This window comes from Aestuariispira insulae (assembly GCF_003385955.1).
GTDB classification, from domain to species: Bacteria; Pseudomonadota; Alphaproteobacteria; order UBA8366; family Aestuariispiraceae; genus Aestuariispira; species Aestuariispira insulae.
On sequence record NZ_QRDW01000011.1, the window covers coordinates 73,638 to 97,447 of the forward strand.

Consider the following 23,810-nt stretch of genomic DNA (forward strand, 5'->3'; position numbering starts at 1 on the left):
ATAACACTGATGGGTGGCCCGGTCAGGCTGACCGGGCAATCTCCACCTGTTCAATCATCTGAGCGATGCGCCCGATTTGCGGCATGGTCATGATGGAGTAATGATCCGCCGCCATTACATGCGCGTCAAAAATACCGGTCAGTTTGGCGCGCCATAACTGTAGGGCGGTTTCCATCTTGATCGGCGTGGGAGCCATGCCGCTGGCCTTTTCCGCGGCCAGGAAGACCGTTGCCCTGGTCCGGTTCAGCGTGGAAAGCTGGTGGCCGGTCATGCTGGCGATATTGGCCTTGCAGCAACGGATGAGGGCTTCCGCATACCGGGCAATCCCGTCCGGCAATCCGGCCTTGGATAGATCCGCCAGTGTTTCCAGACTGCCTGCGGCTGGCCACCTCTGGGATAATTCCCGAAGGAAAACGGTCTCAATTTCCCGGTCGGTCATCAGTTCCATTGGTACCTGTTGGCCGGGGGCGGGTGGATCGATCAACGTGATTGCCGCCGCCGGGGGAGCACCTTTTTCCAGGAGAGCTGCCATTTCCTGGGCAATCCAGGCACCAAAGGACCAGCCGATCAGATGCCATTGGTAGTCCGCTGCAGGAAATTGATCCTCCAGGGCCTCACGATAGAGCCTTGCGCGTTCCGGGATTGATAACGGATGTTCCTGGTCACGTCGCAATCCCGGATCTGCAATCACACAGACATGACAATGGCCGCCAAGGCGCCCTGCCAGTTCACGATAGGCTTCCACATCACCGCCAACGGGGTGAATGAGGCAGACAGCCTGGTTGCTGTGGCCTCGTTGCCAGACATCAATGTCAATGGTTGGCAGGGTCGGATCAGCTGTATTCTCCGCTTCCAGATTGCTGTCCGCCATATTCCCGGTTGCCTGTTCCAGGAACCAATTGATGGTCGCATCCTGGGGAATCTCGGAAAGTTGCAGTTCCGCCCCACCCTGTTTTTCAAGATAGGCGACCACCTCCAACATCGTCAGTGAATCCGCACCCAAGTCATAGAGAAGCGCTTCGCTGGCAAGCGTATCCAAACCAAGTTCCTCGCAGAGCAAATCGCGTAAACCCTGTTCCAGGGAGGGCTGATGACTGCCTTCGGACGTTTGGGTCTCCTGTTTCAATGAGAGTTCCAACAGCGTTTCATTTGCTGTGGAATTGGATTGGTAGAAATAACTGCTTTCTTCCAGGTCGCAGACATTGATGGCGATCTGGGCTGCGTCCATGGTCATGGCCTGATCAAAACAGAAAACTGCTTCGTCATTGCCAAGACCCACGGACAGATGGTCCTGATGACGTTTGTCCGGGCGCCTGACATTGACCGCCATGCCACTTTCCCGCCAGGCATCCCAATTCAAACTGACTCGCCGACAATGGGGATGGTCCGGATGGCGGATATGGGCAAATCCATCCATCAATGCATTGGTTGCTGCATAATCCATATGACCTGCCCCGCCGAAATGTGCGGTCATGGAGGAACAATAGACCGCCCAGTCCGGTTTCAACTGGGCAATTAGTTTTTCCATATGAGCCAGTCCAGCCAGTTTAGGGGCACAGGCGATCCGCATGGCTTCAGGATCACGACCCGATATCAGGGCCCCGGCCCCGGCTCCAGCGGCATGGATGATGCCGGCCAATCGTTTCCCGCCTAAGGCCTGCCGAATGGCCGGTAGCTGATCATCCAACCCGATGTCGCCGGTAATGACTGTGATCCGGTCGCTCCAATCCGCGAGATCCGGATGCAGCTCAGGCCGCCGGGATAGAATTAGGATCCCGTCAGCGCCTTGGTTCAACAGATGGCGTGCCAATGTCCGGCCGATGCCGCCATTGCCACCAAGGATCAGCCAGTTGTCCGATATATGAAGCGCGCGGTTATTCTGCTCAACCTTGGTGAGGGTGCGTTCAAACCAACGGCCGTCGCGATACATCAGGCATCCGCTGCGGTGGGCAAGGCCGTCTAATAGATCGGGTAGCAAGGATGCCAGGGCCCTTTCAGACATGGCGGGCAGGTCCAGCCAGTTGGCCGCGATACCATATTCCTGAGGGATTACCTGCACCGGCCCGGCCAGCAGCCAGGGAAGCGGTTTGGCAATGGGGCCGGCCTGACGGTGCGCATCCTGACTCAGGAAAGATATTTTCGCAGGCTTTAACCCGGATTGCAGCAGGGCCGAAGGCATATCCAGGCTGGTGAGCATCCCCTCAGACATGGTTGCGGACGGCTGCAGTGTTGTGGGCAGGAGATTTAGACAGTGGAACCCGTCGGACAGGCAATCTGTTAACTGTCTCCAATGGGCCGGGTCGGCAGGATTGAGCGAATAATGGTCTTCCCGTATGAACTGGAAACCATCGCCCGGGCTCACAAACATCAGTTTATCAATGGGACCGGCCAGTGATTGTTGGATGGACGCGCGGGCCTCCTCCGGGCAAAGAATCATCCATGTTCCGGGTTTCGCAAGCGGAAGGGATGAGCTGTCAGCTAACGGCATCCATTTCGGGCGGTAGAACCATTGATCCTTTGGCAGGCGTTTCGGACATTCTGCGGTTGCATCCAGGCTGCGGTTGTCGTTGAAATGATAGCGCGCCAGGTCAAAGGGATAGGGGGCAAATCCATCGGGCGCCTGTGCCGGTTGAACCGGCCAATCAATGGGGGCGCCATCGATCCAGGCCTCAATCAGATGACCTGTGGACGCATTCGTTGCCATCAAGGCGGCCTCGGTATCCGAGGCTTTTTTTTGGGAAATCCGCACCGGTTCTATCTCGGATAATTGCCGGATAAGATCGTCCAGGCTGCTCACCTTAATCGCAGCGCGCCAATCATGATGTATCCGCCCGGACTGGAAATGACGCAACAAGGCAGGCAGGTTCTCCGGATGTTGGACGAGATAAGTGCTTATCTGCCCGACAAGGACGTCAAATGCAGGCTTGCTATGGGCGGAGATGGGCAGGACCGCGATCGGCTCTGCAAACCCATTATTATCCGTTGTTCGTCCCGGATGGGATAGGATGACATGGGCATTGGTACCGCCAATACCGAAACTGCTGACGGCGGCAATGCGCGGACGGTCGTCCGGCCAGGGGGTAACGGAAGCGGACACGTAAAAGCAGGTCTCTTCCAGGCCCAGCTCTGGATTGGCGCGGTTGAAGCCCAGATTGGCGGGGATCACCGCCTGTTCGAGGGCGATGGCAGCCCGGATGAACCCGGCAAGGCCCGCACCTGCGCCCAAATGCCCGATCTGGCTCTTGAGGGAAGAAAGCGCGCAGCTTTTTTCCCGACCGCCACCATAGGCCCTGGCCAATGCATTCACCTCGATCGGGTCTCCCAGATGGGTACCGGTACCATGGCATTCCACATAGCCGATGTCTGCGCCGGACAGCCCGGCCCGGGCCAGGCTGTCCCGGATCACCTCATATTGGCCCTGGGCCAATGGTGCGGTGTAGCTCATTTTTGCACCGCCATCGTTATTGAGGGCCGAGGCTTTCAAAACCGCATGAATATGATCGCCGTCCCGGCGTGCTTGATCCAGCGGTTTCAAAACCACAGCCAGCGCGCCACTGGCCCCGATGGTGCCGCTGGCATCCGCGTCAAAGGGCCTGCATTTTCCATCCCTGGAAAAAATATGCTGGGCTTTGTAGGCATAGCCCTCTTCCAGGCTGGGATCGATCAGGACGCCTGCGGCCAGCATGATATCCGCATCACCCTGGCGCAGCATGCCGGCGGCCATATGCACCCCGATCAGGGAGCTTCCGCAGGCGGCCTGCAGGGTGATGGCAGGACCTTTGAGATTGAGATGATAGGCAGCCTTGGTCGCCAGGAAATCCTTGTCATGGTGCAGGGCCATTTGAAAGCGGTCCGGTCGTTTGTCGGCCGGGGTTTGATCAAGATAATCCTGGAAATAGGTGTTTTCCCCGCAACTGGCGATCAGGCCGATCCGTGGAGCACGCCTGGCCTCCGGGACAATACCGGCCGCATGAAGCGCCTGAACACAGATCATCAGCATATGCCGCTGCTGCGGGTCCATGAGCCGGGCTTCCTGGAGGCTCAGGCCGAAATAGGCAGGATCGAAATCGAGAGGCCCCTTCAGCAGGCTGCTGGCACGAACATAGCCCTCGTCATGGGAACCGAATTCATCAATCCCGGTGCCACCCTCACAGATCATTTCTTTGAATGCGGAAAGATCGGCGGCGCCCGGCAGGTTGGCGGCCATACCGACAACGGCAATATCCTGGCTCATTTTGGCGGAAGTGTTGATCTGGTTGGCGGGCCTGGATTCCCGACCACCGGAAAGGTGGTGGGCTAACTGATCGATGGTGACATGGGCAAAGAGATCCGCCATCTGGATGGATAAGTCATATTGTGCCCGACAATGATTCCGGAACCGCATGAGATCCAGGCTGCTGGCCCCGGCGTCGAAGAAGGTGACACCGGGCTGGATGACATGACCGGTCACCTGCTTGAAGGCTTCTGCCAGTTTTCTTTCGGTTGCGGTGGTTGGCCTGCTAGCGGTGTTGTTGGGATCGGTGGTGAGAGATATCCAGGCATGCTGGTGCAGCCCCCGGCGATCGATCTTACCGCTTGGGGTGCGGGGCCAGCTGGTTACCTGCCGCCAGTCCCGGATTTTTATATAATTAGGCAGCCATTCCCTGAGATGGGCATTCAAGGTTTCAGGGCAAAGCGGCTCCCGGATCTGTAGATAGATCATGAGTGATCCCTGTTCGAGATCCGCGACCGCATTTTCAACCGCCCCATGCCGTATCACGGCCGCTTCGACCTGGCCAAGTTCGATCCTGTGGCCATCCAGTTTTATTTGCTGGTCGCCGCGTCCCTGATAGATCAGGTCGCCGGTCTCTGACAGGCAGGCCAGATCTCCGGTCCGATAGTAAGTCCGGCCATCTGGTTCGGCGGAAAAGAACTTTTGCTGATTGGAGGAGGCGTCGCCGATATAGCAGGGGGCAACCATCGGTCCGGCGACCACAAGATGCCCGGTCATGCCTTTGGGCAGGCCCCTGTCCTGGTCATCCAGGATTTTAAATTCCGCATTGCTGACTGGTCGGCCGATGGGCACATGCACCGGCCAATGTCGGCTATCTCCTTCCAACAAGGTGCCGCAAATGACATGGGTCTCGGTTGGACCATAATGGTTGGCAAGGGAAAGGCCCGGAAGATTGGCGGCCCAGTCCCGGATGGCCCGGGTTACGAACAATTGTTCTCCAGCCGAGATGACCTGTCGCAGGCTAGCGGGATACCGCCCGCTGGCAAGACCGGTTTCGGCCAGCATCTGTAATGCCACATAGGGCATGAAAATCCGCTCAATCCGCTTTTCATCCATATAGGAGAGAAGCCGCTCCAGATCCTGGCGCCATCCGGGTTCGATCAGGTGGAAACACCCGCCGGTGCATAGGGTGGAGAAGATTTCCTGGAAGGAGACATCAAAGGATAGTTTGGAAAATTGCAGGGTTGCCTTGCGCCCGGCTATCCCGCCATGCCGCAATTGCCAGGCCATCAGGTTGCACAGGGTCTGCCCAGGAACATCAACCCCCTTAGGACGGCCGGTCGAACCGGAGGTGAAGAGGGTGTATAATGGCCGTCTGCCGTTGGAAGAGACCTGATTCCTCCACCTATCCGGTAGGCGCGGGGTGGTTTCCAAGTCGGAAATCTGCACCGGGATCAACGGACAGTCAGGCAACTGTTCCGGCGCCGCGTCAGCAGAGGAACCGTCAAACAAGATTGCTGCCGGGCTGGCCTGATCCAGGACATCTGTGATCAGCGTGTCGGGATATCCCGGATCAAGCGGCAAAGCCGTCAAGCCGGCCTTGGCCAAGGCCAGCAGCGAAACAATATGAGCCGGCGATGTTTCCATCTTCAACGCGACCCGTGTTGTCTCGTTGTGATCATCGGCGGGCTGGATTTTTTCCATCAACAGATGCGCCAGATGGTCCGAAAGGTGATCCAGATCCCGGTAGGTGAAGGTCAGATCCCCCGCAACCAACGCCGGGGCATACGGTGTGGCCGAAGCCTGGAATTGGAACCAGTCAGCGGGATTTTGGAAGGCTGCCGGATCAATAGGGCCGGTGACGCCGTCTGCAGGTTGGTTCCGGTAGGGGGAGGCCAATTGCGATAGGCTCATGCTCCCCCCCTGGATCAGTTCCTCCAGGGTTTTCTGGAACAGATCGGCCATTTTTTCGGCCGCATTGTCCGGGAAGGCACTGTCACGATATTCCCAAAGGAAACGATAGCCGTCCTGCTGGGACAATGCGGTCAAAGTGAGGGCGCATTTTGCCGTTGCGCTTTTCAATGGCTGGAAGGACGCGGCTGTTTCGCCCAGGCGCAACTGCCGGTCATCGGTATTTTCCAGGACGAACATATAGTCAAACGGGCTGCCGTTTTCATCCAGCAACTCGGGGCAATCCTGCAGCAAATCCTCCAACAGCAGATCCTGCAAAGGTGTGCAGGCCCGGATCTGCTCCAGTTGTTGGGTCAATTGTTGGTCCAGGGTCTCTTCCTCGTCGACCGTCATCAGCAATAATTGGGTATTGCTCAGCATGCCGACAGTGCCTTCAAACATGCCTAGGGGGCGGTTTGCGACGGGGGTGGCGATCTTGACCATTTTTTGTCCGCGCAAGGTATGAAGGCACCAGGCATAAAGACTGGTAAACAGTTGAAACGGAGTCAGGCCGCGCCACCGGCAAAAAGCGGCAATGCGGCTATTGTCCGCGTCAGTAATCCGGCAGGCCAGAATGGTTGCCTGTTCCCCGATATCTCCGGATGCAGGACAGGCAATCCGGTCCGTGTCCTGCAGGTCCTCCAGCCGTGACAGGACATGATCCCGCGCGCCATGGCGCAGGTCATCATAGGCCGGGCTGCTCCGCCATTTCCGCTGCCAATCTGCCTGGGCGGCGAGGCTGGCGGCAGGACGCGCGTCCTTTTGATGCCCGTCATAGGCCTGGGTCAGATGCCGGAACAGGATATTGATGGAATGACCATCAATAAGGATATGGTGAAAATGCAGGATCAATATGCCGCCATCCGAAGAAAAGGGCAGCCAATAGACCTGGAACAATCTGTCCTGTGCTAGGTCGAACGGTGTTTCGTTCAGCAGCCGGGCAAATCCGGTCCAGCTTTTTTCGTCATATTGCCCGGGATTAAACACATGGAGGCTGGTGTCTCTATCGTGATCGTGCGTCTGCATGATGCGGCCCGAAATATCGGCAAAACGGCTGCGGATTTCCGGATGTTGAAGGAAGAGTTGGTCAACAGCTTCTGCCAATCGATGTTGGTCGATAGCGCCGTGGATGCGAAAGGCCAATGTTTCATTATAGGCGCATGATTTTGGATGTCGGGCCTGATAGAGCCAGAGGCGCGTTTGCTCGGAATTCACCTCCCACTGATCCGGGGCGATGGGTTTGTCCGGGTTCAAGAGGGGATAACCGCCGTTATCAGCACTCGTTCCCCGGGAAAGGGATGCTTCAATTTGCCGGAAGGTCGCGGTCAGGATGAAACTGGCGGAAAGCTGGATCGTCCAGTGTTCCTGAATGGCATGGCTGATCCGCATGGCGCTCAAGGAATCACCACCCGCCTGTGGCAGGGTTTGGTCGGGGTGGCTGGGCCGCGTGCCCAAAATCGTGCCGGCCAAATCCAGCAGTTTAGAAAGGTCTTCTGAGGTTTCCGGTTCACATTCGAAGCTTTGTTCTATCCAGACAGGATGATTCCCTTTCAGTAAGGCCCGGCCATCGATCTTGCCATTGGCGGTCAGTGGCATATTCTGCAGTCGGTGAAGCCGATGCGGGATCATATAATCCGGCAACCCTGTCGAGAGATGTTGGCTGATCTCTGTTGGCGTTACCCCGTCCCTGGCGACTATGAATGCCAGCAATAGATGTTGCCCGGAGGGGGCTTTGCGGGTGCCGACAAAGGCCTCCAGGATTTCCGGATGGCGGAGCAAGGCCTGCTCGATCTCGCCCGGCTCGATCCGGAAACCTCGGATTTTGACCTGGCGGTCCGCCCGGCCCCGATAGGTGATCAGTCCATTTTCATCCTGCTGAACCAGATCGCCGGTGTGATAAAAAAGCTGGCCCCTGTTTCCGGTGGCAATCGGCTTGAAACTATCCGCGGTTTTTTCCGGAAGATTGTGATAGCCGTCGGCCAGCGCCGTCCCACCAATCAGCAGCTGCGCGATTTCACCCGGCAATGCCTTTTTGCCATCCGGGCGGATCAGATAGGTCTCGGTTCCGGCGATCGCCCGTCCGATCGGGACCGACGCGCCCTGATGATCCCGGGGAACTGGCTGTATGGTTGAGAAAGTTGCGCATTCAGTCGGGCCATAGACGTTATGGATCACGCAATTGCTTTGCGGATTGGCCTCATACCAGGACCGGACGGTGGCAGCGTTGATTGCCTCCCCCCCGATCAGGAGATCCTGAAGCCCGGCAAAGCAACCTGGCTGCTGCTGAGCGATCAGATTGAACAGAGCCACGGTCATGAACATGGCCTCGACCTGCCGTGTCTCCAGAACGGTTTGCAGGCGTGCAGGATAGTTCACATCCTCCTGGTCGATGACGATGATTGTGCCGCCGGTCAGCAAAGGCACCCAAATGTCGAAGCTAAGCGCATCAAAGGCAGGGTTGGAAATATTGCCGTAGCGGCGGCCAACCGGCATGGGAATGAAGTGCGGGGGCCAGGACAGTCTGGCAATGGCGCGGTGAGGCACCCGCACCCCTTTCGGCCGGCCGGTTGTACCGGATGTGTAGAAAATGCAGGCGAGATCCCTGGCCCCGGTTTGGGTTTGGAGTGGGGTCTCCTCCGGTTGGTGAAGCAGGTCCGCGACAGGCATGGGCGCCAGGCATGGCAGATCCAGATTGTCGATCCCATCGTGCGTGATGACGGCTGCGCAACCGGCATCGCTCAGGATATAGTCCCGCCGCTCTGCCGGGCTGTTCCGGTCCAGTGGCACCATATGGCATCCCGCCCGAACGACGGCCAGCATGGAAATCACGAGATCGGCGGAACGCGGCAGCATCAGCGCCACACCATGTCCGGGGAGAAGTCCGGCGGCCTGCAGGGATTGTGCCTGTCGGCGGCTGGCGACTTCCAATTCACGATAGGTGAGACGGATGTCTCCTGCTTCCAGTGCGATCAATTCAGGCCAGGTTCCGGCGGTTTTTAGAAATCCCGCCACAAGGTTTGACTGGCCGGGATAGGATGCTGTTTCTTGTTCAGTCATCTGACAGGTGTCCTATGCAAATTTCCGGGTTTGCCGGGCCGTGGTTGCGGGTGCGCTGGAACGGCTGGAAAGTAAATCAAACTCGCGTTTCATCAGGGAGGCGACGCGATTGATCTCTTCCGTTTCCAACAGTTCCCAATGGTCACCCCGGACCAACGTGACCAGCATGTCGGTGGTCCGGTCCCGCCAGAATTTCCTCAACTCATGCAGCAGGGCACGGGGGTGGTTACCCATGGCCTGGACAAAAACCACGCGCCCGTCATGGGCCGGGCAATCGTAACCTGGCACCGACATGCGGTTATGGTTATAGACATGGAAATATCGTTCGATCTGGCCGTCATCGATACCGGGATACATGCCGTTGAACTTAATCAGCTTGTCCCGGAATTCGGCCATTTCCACCGGGGCCATAGCGTTGCGCAATGTTGGGTCGTCGGTTCCTTGCGTATCCAACAGGATGACACTGGTTCGGTGGTGGCCTCGGGCGCGCAACAGGCGCGCCATCTCATAGGCGACATAGCCGCCAAAGGACAGGCCGGTGAGAATAATGTCGCAATCATGGTTCAGATCCAGGCTGTTCAGATAGTTTTCTGCCATGGCCGGAATGCCGGGCAGGTATTCCTCCCCTTCATTCAGGCCCGGGGATTGGACCCCGATCACGCCAATCTCTTCGGGCAGGATCTTTGCCAAAGAGAGATAGCAAAAGGCCGTGCCACCGGCCGGGTGGATGCAGATCACTTTTTTCCGGCCCGTACCCGCCCGGAACTGGACAAGATTGCCGCGTTCCTGTTCCGGCTTGGCACCGTCCCGGATCCATCCGCCCAGGGCCTGGATGGTCGGCATGGTGATAAAATCGCGAACCGGTAGGCGGATGCCAAAATGCTCTTCAATCGCATGAACGACTTTGATGGCGGCGATAGAGGATCCACCGACATGGAAAAAACTGTCGTCAATGCCGATAGACGGGTGCAGTAACACACGTTTCCAGATGTTGTAGATGGTCAGTTCCACATGATCACGCGGGCTGGCCAGGTTGACCTTGTAGGGCTGTGTGCTTTCCTCGGCCCGTTTCAAAACGGCCTTTCGATCCGGTTTGCCGCTGCTGTTGAGTGGCATCTTATCCACAGGGATGAATTGTTGGGGGATCATGAAACGGGGCAGATGCGCCCCCAAGATTTTTTCCAGCTCATCGGTTTGATAACGGATGGATGGTGCTGAGGTTTGATAGACTGCCGCCAACTGATGGGCGCCAATTTCGCGTTGGACCAGAACAACGCTTGCTTCCTGGATTCCGGGGATTTGGCGCAGGGCGCTCTCAATCTCGCCGGGTTCCAGGCGCTGGCCGTTCAGCTTGATCTGGAAATCGGCGCGCCCGGAGAAGAAGACAGTGCCGTCGGGCTGGAAGTGACCCAGATCACCTGTGCGATACAACCGCTCACCGGGATCAAACCGGGCCGGGACAAACCGTTCTTCCGTCAGATCCGGGCGATTGCGATAGCCGTTGGCAAGGCCTATGCCTGCCATATGAATTTCGCCATCCACCCCGGCTGGGACCGGTTGGCCGTCTGGGTCGAGAATATAGACATGGGCGCCGTCAACAGGGCGGCCCACCGGCAGATCGGGGTGGTCCCAGGAAAGACCCGCCGGGAAGATATGATAGAGGCTGTTCACGCAGGCTTCCGCCGGACCGTAAACATTGACCAGGTCCGCCTCGGGCAATTTCGCCTGGAACTGGTGCAAAAGATCGATGGTTAACACACCCCCGCCGCAATAGACCCGTCGCAGGCTCTTACCCTGACCCGGTTTGAGGGCGTCCAGGAAAAGCTGCAGGATCTGGGGCACGAACTGAATGTCGGTGATCGCGTGATCTTCGGTCATTTGGACCATTTGTGCCGGGTTTTGATGGCCATCCGGTCCGGCGATCACCAGGCGCGATCCCGCGGCCAGAGGCCAAAAAAACTCCCAGATTGCCGCGTCGAACCCGCAGGGCGTTTTTTGCAGCATGCCGTCACCCGGATGAGCCGGGAAGGCGCGCATGCTCCAGCGGACCAGATTGCCTAGCGCGCGATGGCTGATGTCGATGCCTTTGGGCTGCCCGGTGGAGCCGGAGGTCTGGATAATATAGGCGATGGAATCCGCCGTGATGTGGGGCGGTTCTTGTACGGGGTCATCTGTACGGGGCTTCCCATCTGCAAGCCAATCTTCTTTCAGGGGGGAGATGGTCATCAACTGGCATGCATTCTGGCTGAGTTCGCCGGCCAGTCGGGCCGTTCCTTCATGGCAGAGGATCAGACCGCAACCGCTTTCCGCCAGGAAGGAGGACAACCGTTTGACCGGATGATCGGGGGGCAGGGGTAAGAAGGCTGCGCCCGCTTTCAAAATGCCCAGAATGGCGACGATCTGTTCAGGCGAACGCTCCATCAAAATGCCGACCGGGTCGCCGGTCCGGACTTTCCGGGAAATCAAATCCGCTGCCAGCCTGTCACTGGCGCTGTCCAGATCCTGATAACAGAGCGTGCCGCCATCCCAGACGAGGGCCGTTGCATCGGGCTGCCGCGTGACTTGATACTGGAAATGATGCAGGAAGGTGTGATCCCCATCGCAGGGCTCTCCATGCGACCAATCGTTGAGGATTTCTGCACGTTCCTCTTGCGTCAGAATGCGAATATCCTGAACCGCCTGTTTTGGCTTCAAACAGATCTCTGTCAGTGCGGTTTCAATATGCCGGGCCATGCGTTGCATGCGATCGGCGTCAAACAGATGGCTGTTATATTCAAAACCCAGTCGCAATCCCTGTTCACTGTCGAAAACTTCCAGGGTGATGTCATATTTAGCGGTCGCGCTATCCGTTTCCACCGGCTGGCAGGACAGACCGTCAAGGGAGAGTCCGCCACCTGGAATATTCTGATAGATCATCATCACCTGGAACAGGGGGGAATAGGCCGGATCCCGTTCCGGATTGACCGCTTCAACCATATGTTCGAAGGGAAGATCCTGATGCTCCATGGCCTCCAGCAGGCTGGCATGGGTTTGCTGGATCAATGTTTCCGCCGTGGTTTCCGGCGTGATCCTATTACGGATGACCAGGCTGTTGATGAAATGGCCGATCATGGGTTCCAGCTGGGCCAGGTTACGCCCGGCAAAGGGGGTTCCGACCAGGATGTCATCCTGGCGGCTATAGCGGGCCAGAACAAGGCTGAATGCGGTCATGAACAGGCTGAAGGGGGAAACGCCTATCTCACGGCAAAGGCTCCGAAGCTTTCCGGCGACTTGTTCAGGAATATCATGATGGCAATGGGCTCCGGTATGGATTTGGACCGGCGGGCGCGGACGGTCAGTTGGAAGATCAAGCAGGGGCGGGGCGTCTGCTAATTTAGTCTTCCAGTATTCCGCCTGCTCCTGCAGCCGTTCCCGGCCCAGTGTCTGGCTTTGCCATAGGGCAAAGTCGGCATATTGGATTTCCAGAGCAGGCAGAGGGCTTGGCTGGTTCCTGATCCGGGTTGAATAAAGCTTGCTCATTTCATCAAACAGCAAGCCGATCGACCAGCCGTCAGCGGCAATATGGTGCAGGTTGAGATGCCATAACGTGCGATTGTCACTCAGGCGCCAAAGCCGGGAGCGAAGCAACGCGCCGCCGGAAAGGTCAAAGGCGGTGCGGGCATCCGCCCTCGCAGCCGCGACAGCCTGATCCGTTGCCGCGTCCAGGCCGAGATGGCGCAGGTCGGAGACGGTTAGCTGAAACGGTTGATGGGGCTTTATCTGCTGAACCGGTGTGCCTTCCAACTCGACGAAGCAGGTGCGCAGGCTTTCATGCCGCGCCATGAGATCGTCAATCGCGCCTTGCAGGGCATCGATGTCAAGCTTGCCGTCCAGGAACAGCGTGATTGGGTTGTTGTAGAACGGGTTTTCCGGTTCCAGCGCCTGCAGATACCAGAGTTGGCGTTGGCCATGGGATAAGGGGAAACTGGCTCGGTCATCGGTTCGTGGCTTCGGGCCTTCCGCAGCGAGCCGGTCGGTCAACAGGCTGATCAGTTGCGGTTTCATCTGCTTGAGCAGCAGGACCCGTTCTTCCGTCAGGAAACCTTTTGGTGCGCGGCATTTTATATTGCCGTCCACCAGGTGAAGTTGGGCGTTATGCTGAGTGAAGAAATCGATCAGCTGTTGCGGGGTCATATTTCGATTTCCTCAATTTCTTCTTCCACCTGCATGGCGGGGGCCTGGTTTAAGGCTGATTGGGGGGCAACGGCTTCGGCAAAGACCGGGGATGGTTGGCTGTCCGAGCGTCGCCCGCCGATCATGGAATAAATCACCTGATGGCTGGGGCTGAGTTCAAACAAAGGGGTGAGTTCTTCGGTCTCAACGGATCCCATGCCGCACAGGCCAAGTCCTGATGGTGCGGCTTCCATGGTCAGCAGTTGGGCGACGGAGCCCGCTTCGATCAGGCAGAAATCACGGGATTGCGGACCATAGAGCGGTTCGATGGCGGCCATGTCGGCGATCATGAACAATGAAAATGCCGCCTGCTCGAATACCGGACGGTTGACGAAATAATCATAGCCCAGGCCGGACAACAGATTGCCCGATCCGGTCCGGATCAGCTTCCGCGTGCCGGGATGGTAATAATAGCCGCCGGCTTCCAGACCGCTGACCCGGCCTTCCTTGGCAAAGAGATATACCTGCAGAGGATAGAGGCCGCCAGCCGATGCATATTGATAACGCGGTTGGTCCGGGACCGAATTGCGCGCCAGGCAGGATAGCAGTTCCGTCAACTGATCCAGTGAAACCGGATCGGCGCGGTAACTGCGAACCGAGCGGAAATCGTCATAGCGTTTGCCATTCGAAGTCCGGGTCTCATCGGTCAGATCAACGCAGGCGCGGTCGGCGGGCAGTGTGCGCAACCCATGTTCGGCCAGTTTGAAGGCCTGCCGTTCGGCGGGGTCGTCAATCGCCTTGATGGAGGTGTTATCCTTTGCTTCGCTTATCTGGGGGGCTGGCTCATGATCCCGCCATTGCCGCAGCAGTTCGGCGACGCTGGGCACGGCCATGAAACGCGCCAGTTTGGGTCTGAAACCGGTTTGGGCGGACAGTGCATTGCTGATCCGGACAATATCGATACTGGTGGCGCCGGCCTGCAAAAGGTTGTCTTCCCGTTCCAGCGCCGGGTTGTTTAAGACTGAGCGCACGATCTCCAGGATTCCGGGATCATCCGGCCCGTTGGTATCGTGACTGATCTTAGGTTCATCTTTTGCGTTGGCGGCACGCGGTGTCGGCAACTGTTTGCGATCCACTTTGCCGTTGCTGCTCAATGGCAGCCGGTCGATCACCGTGAAGCTGCCGGGTACCATATAGGCGGGAAGCCGTTCGGCCAGATGGGCGGCCAAGTCGTGCGCCATTGTTTCATGGTCCGGCCAGTGGCTGTTTTCCGGTATCACATAGGCGGCCAGGGTTTTTTCCGCCTGTGCGTCCCCCCAGATCTTTGTCACGGCTGTCTGGATGCCGGGATGGCTGGAAAGCACGGTTTCGATCTCGCCTAATTCCACCCGGAAACCCTGGATCTTGACCTGATTGTCGACCCGTCCCAGGAATTCGATATTGCCATCCGGCAACCAGCGCCCCATATCCCCGGTCCGGTAAAGTCGCTCGCCGGTAACAGGGTGTTGGATGAAGCGGTGGGCGGTCTGTTCCTCATCTCCCCAATAGCCCATGGCCAGTCCGGTGCCGGAAATGAACAGCTCGCCCACGGCCCAGACCGGGCGCGGGCACATTTGGCCATCCAGAATATGGAACTGTTGATCCTGCATCGCCCGGCCATAAGGGATTGAAGACCAGTCGGGATCAATTGTTTCGACGGGATAACAGATCGACCAGATGGAGGCTTCGGTCGCGCCGCCCAGGCTGAGCAGGGAGGCGCGGCTGGCGATGGCCCGCAAACGCTCCGGCAGGGATAATGGGATCCAGTCGCCCGACAGCATGACCATGCGCAGACTGTCGGGCAGGCGGGTCCGGTCGCTTTCACAAAACTCCACTAACAGGGTCATCAAGGCCGGGGCGGAATTCCACAGGCTGATATCATGCTGCCAGATCAAATCATGCCAATGGGCGGGATCGCGGGCTTGTTCCGGATCCAGCAGGATGAGCGCCGCCCCGGCGGCCAAGGTGCCGAAAATATCATAGACCGAAAGGTCGAAGCCCAGTGCTGATATGGCCAACACCCGGTCATCAGCCCCGACAGACAGGCGGTGGTTGATATCGAGCAATGTGTTGACGGCGCCCCGGTGGTTGATCATCACGCCCTTTGGCTCCCCCGTGGAGCCGGAAGTGAAAATCACATAGGCCAGATCAAGGTGGCTGGTTGATACGGCTTCCGGTTCCTGATCATTGCTGAGCAGGGATCGGGTCAGTGCGAGCGAGGTGAACCGGTCAGGCAGATCTTCAACTTGTCCTTCCTTGATAAGGATGATCTTGGTGTCGGTCCGTTTGAGGATCTGGCAGCGCCGGTCTCTGGGTAATGCCGGGTCCAGCGGCAGATAGGCCCCACCCGCATAGAGGATCCCCAGGCATGCAACCACTTGTTGCCAGCCCTGATCCATCATGACGGCGGTAAGCTGGCCTGCAGTCAGTCCTGCCTGTTGCAGGTGGCTTGCCAGGGATAAGGCCTCCTTGCGCAATTCACCATAGGTGAGCGTCCGGTCCGGCGCGATGAGGGCGACGGCGTCCGGTGAAACCAAGGCCTGTTCATCAAACAAATCCTGGATCAGGCCGCGCCCGGCTGGAAGAGGCCTGTCTGCCGGAATAGGCATCGGGGCGGCAAGGGGTTCAGACGGTTTTTCCGCCCAGCAGGCTTCTCCAGCCAGTTGATCCAGCTGCGCATTATAGGCCGTGAACATATTCGCGATCATTCCCTCGGGGAAAAGCGCGTCAATGCTGTCCCAATTGAAATGCAGGGCACCGTCAATTTCCAGGATCGTATGATCCATCCATACCTGAGGGGTCTGGGTGATGGTGGCGATGGTTTCGGCCTCAAATGCGCGGGTCAAGGTTTCCGCCTCTTCCCGGCCGGCCATGTCGATCAGCGTGCTGTTCATTACAATGGGCATGGCGCTCTGCTGCTCGCCGCGATGCTGGGATAATTCACGCAGCACCTGTACCCCGCTGACCGAACGGTGATCCATATCCCGCCAGAGCTGGGCCTGGATTTCCCGGGCAAAATCGGCGAAATTCCGGTTGCGCCTGTTTCTAATTTCCAACAGCGTGACGGAGGTGAAATCTCCGATCAGGCGGCTGATGTTTTCATGCAGCGGCGGCCGGTTGAACAGCGGTAACGTCAGGCTGAAATCGGGGCTCGCCGACCAGCGCGCCAGGGTCTCCGAGAAGGCGGCCAGCAGCAACCCGGTCGGAGTGATGCCATGCCGGCGTGCCCGATCCTTGATCGCCTGCCACAGGTCGGCCTCAATAATGCGGTCGCGTCTTGTGAAGGTCGGGTTGCTCAGCTGTTCCGGCCGACAGGCCAGGGGCAGGTCCGGGCCTGGCGGCAATTGATCCAATCGGGCGCGCCAATAATCGAGATCCTTTTGATAGCCGGAGGATTTCTTGAAATTTTGCTGTGCGATTACACAATCGCGGAAGGTCAGGTCAATTGGCGGCAGATCCCGCTCCAGGTCCCGGTAAAGCGCGACCAGCTCATGGGAAAAAACCTGGCTGCTGGCGGCATCCATGATGAGGGCATCCATGCTGAGATGCAGATGGCAGCGGTCATCCTCCAACTGGCTGGCGCGGAACTCGAACAAGGGCCACTGGCTGGCATCCAGCACCTGATGGGACATAGCCTGCCGGGTCTGTTCCAGGGCGGTTTTCTGTTCATTTTCCGACAAGCCGCGCAAATCCTGTGTTTGGATCTGATAGCTTGGCACCTGGCTTAGAACCCTTTGGCTGCCGTCCGCATCAAAAACCGCGCGCAGCATGCCATGCCGCTGTATCATACGGTTCAATGCTTTTTCCAATCGGGGGATGTCCAATCCCCGGATCGCCAGTTCCTCATAGGCATGGGCGCTGACCCCGCCCAGGTCCAAATGGCTGTCCCGGCCGATCCAGTATGCCTGCTGGATATCGGTGAGGGGGAAGGGGGCATCGGCCTCTTCTGGCGCGGGGTTGAAATAGTCGGCGATCTCTCCGTCAGAATGAACCTCGTTGGCGTTGTCACTCGGCATGGTCTCAAGACGCGAAAGCAGCCGGCCCACGGTTGGATATTCAAATAACATGCTGAGCGAGACGGCACTTCCGGCGGTTTCGCGTAGAGTATGGACCAGGCGGGTCGCCATCAGGGAATGGCCGCCCAGCTCGAAAAAATTGTCATCAAGGCCGACGTTGGGGACCTGCAGGATCTCAGACCAGATCCGGCAGGTTTCGATCTCTAACGGTGTGATCGGCGCGCGATGGGAGATTTGATCGCCAAAATCCGGTTCCGGCAGGGCCTTTCGGTCCAGTTTGCCATTGGCGTTCAGCGGCAGCTTTTCCATGGTAACCCATTGGCCGGGGATCATATGATCGGGCAGTTGTCGGCGCAGATGATCCTTCAAGGCCTCATGGGGTGCGCTACCGCTCACATAGGCGACCAGTTGCTGGCTGGTGGCCTGTCCGCCTTTCAGGATCACGGCGACATCCCGAATATCTGGATGTGCTCGCAAGAGATGTTCAATCTCGTTCAACTCAATACGGAAACCACGGAATTTTATCTGGTCATCCTTGCGGCCGATGAATTCCAATATGCCGTCACCACGCTGCCGGGCCAAATCGCCGGTGGCATAGATGCGTTCTTCGATGCCAAAGGGCAGGGTGATGTCACGGAACCGCTCTGCGGTCAGATTATCCTGGGCCAGATAGCCAGCTGCCAGGTTCGCCCCGGCGACATGAATCTCGCCAACCACACCTGGCGGCACCGGTTGCTGTGCCTTGTCCAGCAGATAGATCCGGCTGTTGGCGATGGGTTTGCCGATCGGAGGATGGGTTTCCCAACGGTCCATCTCGGCGCAATTCAGGCGCTGTTGGCTCGCTACATGGGTTTCAGTCGGACCATATTGGTTGCACAGATACCGGCTGCCCAAATAACGCAACAGGTTTTTCAGGCCGTCCGTGACAGTTACCGCTTCGCCCGCCGTGATGATATCGCATCCGTTTGCGGCCGGTTCGGCCAATTGATCATCGCCGTCTGCCTGCATCAGCGCCATTTGCTGTAAAACGGCAAAGGGCAGATAGGCGCGATCCAGGTCGTTCTTGCGGATCAGATGCGGCAATTGACCGAGATCCAGGCGTTCTTCCTCTGTCGGCAGGAAAAGGGCGGCACCGCTGGCCAGGCTGCACAGGATTTCCTGGAAAGAGACATCAAAATTCAGGGAGGCAAATTGCAGGACGCGGGTTGGCAGGCTTGCGGACTGTTGGTCCTCCGCCTGCTGCCAGGCCACAAGATTGCGCAGCATGCCCCGGGTCTGGACCACCCCCTTGGGCCGCCCTGTCGAACCGGAGGTATAGAGGATATAGGCCGGATCATTGTCGGTTGCAGGAACCGGGGCCTCTGGCGGAATGCCACCCGACATGTCAGCATCATCCAAGCAAATTTCTTGCGTGCTTCCCATAATGGGCCGCAAGGTGGCACCTGTGGCGGTCGAGGTGACAACCAATCCCGGACCGGCTTCCTGGATAATCGTCTCCAGTCGGTTGGCCGGATAGTTGGGGTCCAGCGGGATGACCAGATTCTTGTTGAACAATGCTGCCAAGACGGCGGCAATCATATCCGTGCTGCGCGGCAGGCAGATCGCGATTGGGGTGCCGGGTTCCAAACCGGTTTGTCTGAATTGTCCTTGGATGAACCCGCACCGGGACAGAAGAGCGCCAAAACTGGTTTCTTCCCGGCTGGACAGAAGGGCTGGCCGGTCGGGCTGATCTGACGCCCAGGAAAAGATCTGGTTCAGCGGGTCTTGGTCAACAGGAACTGGAGAGGCTGTGTCATTCCACGCGAGCAGGACCTGCTGCATTTTGCTGTCCGCGATCAGGGGTAGCCTTGAACAGGTCCGGGCATCTTCTTCGAGAACAGCCAGCGTCATGCGGGTGAATTGCCCTGCCATCTCCTGGATGGTTGCCGGTTCAAACAGGCTGCTGGCAAATTCAATCACCGCCTGAAATTGCCCATTCCGGTCCCCCATGGACAATAGAAGGTCGAACTTGGCCCCGCCAGGGGCAATGCTTTCACGGCTGGTGGTCAGTCCGTCGAGATCGTAACGCTCATCATTTTCGCTGCCTTCCCAGGCGAACATGACCTGGAAAATCGGGGCATGGGAGAGATCCCGCATGGGATTGAGTGTTTCAACGATCTGATCGAAGGGCAATTCCTGATGATCTTGGGCCTCCAGGATTGTTTGCCGCATCCGTCGCAGATATTCGGCGGAGGAAACATTCGGATCATACCGGACCGGTATCGGCAGGCTGTTAGTAAAGAAACCCAATATTCCGTCCAGACCGGGGGCGTTGCGATTGGCGACCGGGGTGCCGATGACAAATTCATCCTGGCCGCTGCGCCGGGCGAGATACAGACTCCAGCAAGCCAGCAATAACATAAAGGGACTTGATTGCTGACGATCCGCGAAAGCCATGATCCGTTGGCTTTCCTGCCGGTCAAAAGTAAAGCTGACACGTGCGCCTTTGAAATCCTGCCTGGGCGGGCGCGGATGGTCGGTCGGCAGGTTCAGGACCGGCGGCATTGTCTTGAGTTGATCAACCCAATAGTCCAGCTGTCCGGCCCAGGCACCTGCTTCCAGCTGGTCATTTTGCCAGGCCGCATAATCGGCATATTGCAGTACCAGCGGCGCGAGGTCCGCCCCATTATAAAACTGGCTGAATTCACGGGCGAACACGCCCATAGACCAGGCGTCGCCCAGTATATGATGGAGGGTAACCAGAAGGAGATGTTCTTCCGTGCCAAGACGGATCAGGGAGGCCCGGGCCAGCGGGCCTTTGGCCAGATCAAACGGTTTTGAAACTTCCTCTTCGATCCGTCGACCGAGATGTCCATCCTTGGCGGAGAGGTCCAGACATTCCAGCGGGAAGGGCTGGCCCGGCGGATGGATTTCCTGGCGCGGGGTGCCGCTTTGATCAGGAAAGGAAGTGCGCAGGCTTTCATGTCGGTCCTGTAGCCCGTTGAGCGCCTGTTGCAGCCTGACCCGGTCCAACGGGCCTTGCAGCCGGAGGCCTAGCGGCATGTGATAGGCGCTACCGGTCTGCCCCATCCGGTCCAGGAACCACAGGCGCTGTTGCGCGAAGGAAAGCGGCAAGGGCTTTGACCGGTCGGCCTTGGCGATCTGCCGTTGCGGAGGTTGTTCCAACCGGTACAGGCTCTCCAACCGGAACAGGCTCTGGGCAAGATCCTTCAGCACTGGCTCGGCAAAGAGGGCCGTTGGCGGATATTCCAGATTAAAGGCTTCGCGGATGGCCGCAGAGAGGCGGATCGCCAGCAGGGAATGACCGCCCAGGTCAAAGAAATTGTCGGTGCGCGCGATATCCTTACGCTTGAGAATCTTTGCCCAGATCGCAGCCAGTTTCTCTTCCCGCTCCCCCTCAGGCTTGGCCAACAGGGCGGGATCACGGACGGTTTCCGGAACAGGCAGGGCCGCTTTATCCAGTTTCCCGTTGGCGGTGAGCGGGAATTGTCTGAGGGGGATTACCGCAGCCGGGATCATATGGTCCGGCAGCTGGCCGCGCAGGTGATCAAGCATCTGATCGGCGAATGGGCTGTCGCCTGCGGTCTTTTCTCCTTGGCAGATGACATAGCTCATGATCCGGTTACCGGCCTGCAGCAGGGTGACTGCATCGCAGATTTCCGGATGGCTGAGCAAGGCGGTATCAACCTCGCCCAGTTCCGTGCGGATTCCGCGGATCTTGACCTGGGCATCATCGCGCCCCAGGAATTCCAGTCCGCCATCCGGGTGCCGCCGGACCCGGTCGCCAGTTCGATAGAACCCACCGGTGGGGTGATTAGGAAAACGCTCTGCCGTCAGATCATCGCGCCCGTGATACCCGTCGGCCAGTGCGGGGCCGCTGATGCATAATTCACCGGCGACCAGGTCTGGCACAGGGTTAAGATCACCGTCCAGAATGTGAAAACGGCAATTGCCAAGCGGTTGGCCTAGTGGCAGCCAGTTGCGCCCGGCCAGGAGATCAAGGGAAAGTTCCTGCGCGGCATTGTCGATAGTGGCCTCAGTTACGCCATAGGCGTGATAGATTTGGGCCTTGTCGGCGCTGAGCGCACAGAGACGGCGCGCCTGGGCAACGGACCAACGGTCGGAACCGCAAATCACGGTCTTCAGTTTTTCCGGCCAGTCAGATGTTTTCTCCAACTGTTCAATCAATGGATTGAGGAGGGCTGGCACAAAATCGGCAAAACTTACCTCTTCTTTACGGATTAGCTGGAATAGGGCCGCACTGTCCAGCATATGGTGCCGCTGGGGAATGATCAGTGTTCCGCCAAAACACAGGGCGCGCAGCATATCCGCCAAATAGACATCAAAGGAAAAACCAGCCATCTGCAAAAGCCGCGTTTCCGGACCCAGCGTGTAAACCTGCGGCCAGGCAGTGACCAGGCTTGCAAGCGCGCCGTGGCTGACCTTGACCCCTTTCGGTCGGCCGGTGGAGCCGGAGGTGTAAATCAGGTAGGCGGTATCGGTGGCGGATTGTTCGGGAAATGGCTCTGGGGAACTGTCTGTATCACCGTTGATCCAATGATCGCGGATTTGGTCCAGGTTTTTGATCCCGGCAGTTGTTTCAGCTTGTTCAACTGCTTTGGCGAGGGCTTCTTCGGTAGTCCGGTCCGCTAGAATGATGGCAGCGCCGCTATCGGCGAGCATCATGCTCAACCGGCTGGCGGGATAGCTGGGGTCCATCGGCATATAGGCGGCTCCGGCGCGCCAGGCAGTCAGGATGGCCGCCAGCCGGTAAAACGGATCTTCGAGGCAAAGTGCGACAACAGCCCCCGGTTCAAGTCCCTGGCCTCGTAGCAAGGTCGCCAGTTTCTCCGAGCGCTCCAGAAGTTCCTGGTAAGTCCATTGCTGGCTGTCCTGGCGGATTGCGGTTTGGTTCGGATGCTGTTGAGCTATTGCCGCAATGGTCTGGAGGACGGGAACTGATATCTTGTCCGGATCACAGATCATGGGTGTTGGCCCGTCGGATATGTTGGCGAGCGTCAGGGATGCAAGCGACTGATCCGGGCTGCTGATCAGGCTTTCCAACAGGCAGAGAAAATAACGGGCGAACCGGGCGGCTGTTGCCTCGGAGAAAAGCGCGCAGGCATATTCCAGGCCGCCGGAAAAGACGTTCCCCTCTTCACCCAATTCCAAGGTCAGATCGAACTGGGCATGACCGGCAGGCAGATCCAATGGGGATGCAGCGGCCCCAGAAAATAAATCTCCTGATGTTTCGGCTGCGCGCCAGGAAAAGAGAGTCTGGAACAGTGGTGAAAAGCTGCGGCTGCGCCTGGGGTTCAGGCGCTCTACAATCTCGGACAGGGGGAAGTCGCGATTGTCCTGGGCATCCAGCAGATTGATTCGGATCTGTTCAAGGAAATCACCGGCTGCCATGTCACGTGCCATGGAACAGCGGATCGGCAGGGTATTGATGAAAAGGCCGCAGCGCTCTTCCTCGCCGCTGGTCCGGGTATCCATGGGCATGCCGATGGCGAAATCCGACTGGTCGGAAAGCCGCCCCAGCAGAATGGCGTAAGCCGCAAATAGGATCGTGGCGGGCGAGCATTGCCATTGCCTGGCAAAAGCGCGCACCCGGGCAGACAGGTCCGGTGAAATGGTCAGCGGCAGAAACCCGCCTGAAAAATCCTGTATTGCGGGCCTTGGATAATCCCCAGGGATTTGAAGCCAGTCCTGTACACCGGCCAGCGCGCCTGTCCAATATTCCGCCTGACGGTCATGCCTGTCGGCAGACAGCTGGCGGGAAGGGCTTGGTTTTGGGACTGGCAAGCTGTTGCCGGCATAGAGCGTTTTCAAATCCTCGATCAGGATGGCGAGCGAGGTGCCATCGGCCACGATATGATGCACGGTCAGCATCAGCCAGCTCCGGCCTGGCTGGCTCACCAATGTCAGGCGGCAGCACCGGCCATTCTCCAGGTCAAATGGCCGGTTGCGTTCCTGGCGGCAGATCCGCAAGGCCTCTTCCTGGCCGGGGGTATCTTCGTTGAGAACGAAAATCTGGTAATCGTCTTGATCCAACTGCTCAGCCTGCGCACAGCGCAGTTGGCCCTGATCTTCCCAGAATCTGGTCTTGAGAATGGGATGGCGATCCAGCAGGGCTGTGAAAGCCTGCCGCAATTTGTCGCCGTGAAGCGGGGCCTCAATTTCGAAACCGCGGGAAAGGTGATAGCTGCCGCCGATATGATCAAGGCGATTGAGAAACCAGAGTCGTTCCTGTTCTGGTGAAACCTCGGGGGCCTTTTGGGGGCGCGTGGAAGATTTTCCGGCGGAAAGCATTGCTTTCAACTGGTCGGGGGTCAGGTTTCGAAGATCGGCGTTTTTTGTCATTATCTTAAGGCCTTGTTATG

General features: G+C 58.2%; 3 protein-coding genes. All 3 read right to left on the reverse strand.

Annotated features, from left to right (window positions below):
- Window positions 1–22: 22 nt before the first annotated feature.
- The 3 genes from DFP90_RS19130 to DFP90_RS19140 are packed head-to-tail and all read right to left on the reverse strand — an operon-like array spanning window position 23 to window position 23,790.
- Entirely contained in the window at window positions 23–9,220 is a 9,198-nt protein-coding gene (locus DFP90_RS19130) for a non-ribosomal peptide synthetase (protein WP_115938411.1), read from the reverse strand.
- A gap of 12 nt (window positions 9,221–9,232) precedes the next feature.
- Complete coding sequence (locus DFP90_RS19135) at window positions 9,233–13,393, reverse strand: non-ribosomal peptide synthetase (RefSeq protein WP_115938413.1); 4,161 nt, start codon at window positions 13,391–13,393, stop codon at window positions 9,233–9,235.
- Window positions 13,390–23,790 (reverse strand): non-ribosomal peptide synthetase, encoded by a 10,401-nt coding sequence (locus DFP90_RS19140; protein ID WP_115938415.1) that lies wholly within the window; start codon window positions 23,788–23,790, stop codon window positions 13,390–13,392. Before DFP90_RS19140 ends, DFP90_RS19135 begins: the two co-directional genes overlap by 4 nt.
- Window positions 23,791–23,810 lie beyond the last annotated feature (20 nt).

Excerpts from the sequence above, each read along its gene's own strand:
- DFP90_RS19130 (WP_115938411.1), bottom strand. The coding sequence starts at position 9,220 with ATGACTGAACAAGAAACAGCATCCTATCCCGGCCAGTCAAACCTTGTG.
- DFP90_RS19135 (WP_115938413.1), bottom strand. The coding sequence starts at position 13,393 with ATGACCCCGCAACAGCTGATCGATTTCTTCACTCAGCATAACGCCCAA.
- DFP90_RS19140 (WP_115938415.1), bottom strand. The coding sequence starts at position 23,790 with ATGACAAAAAACGCCGATCTTCGAAACCTGACCCCCGACCAGTTGAAA.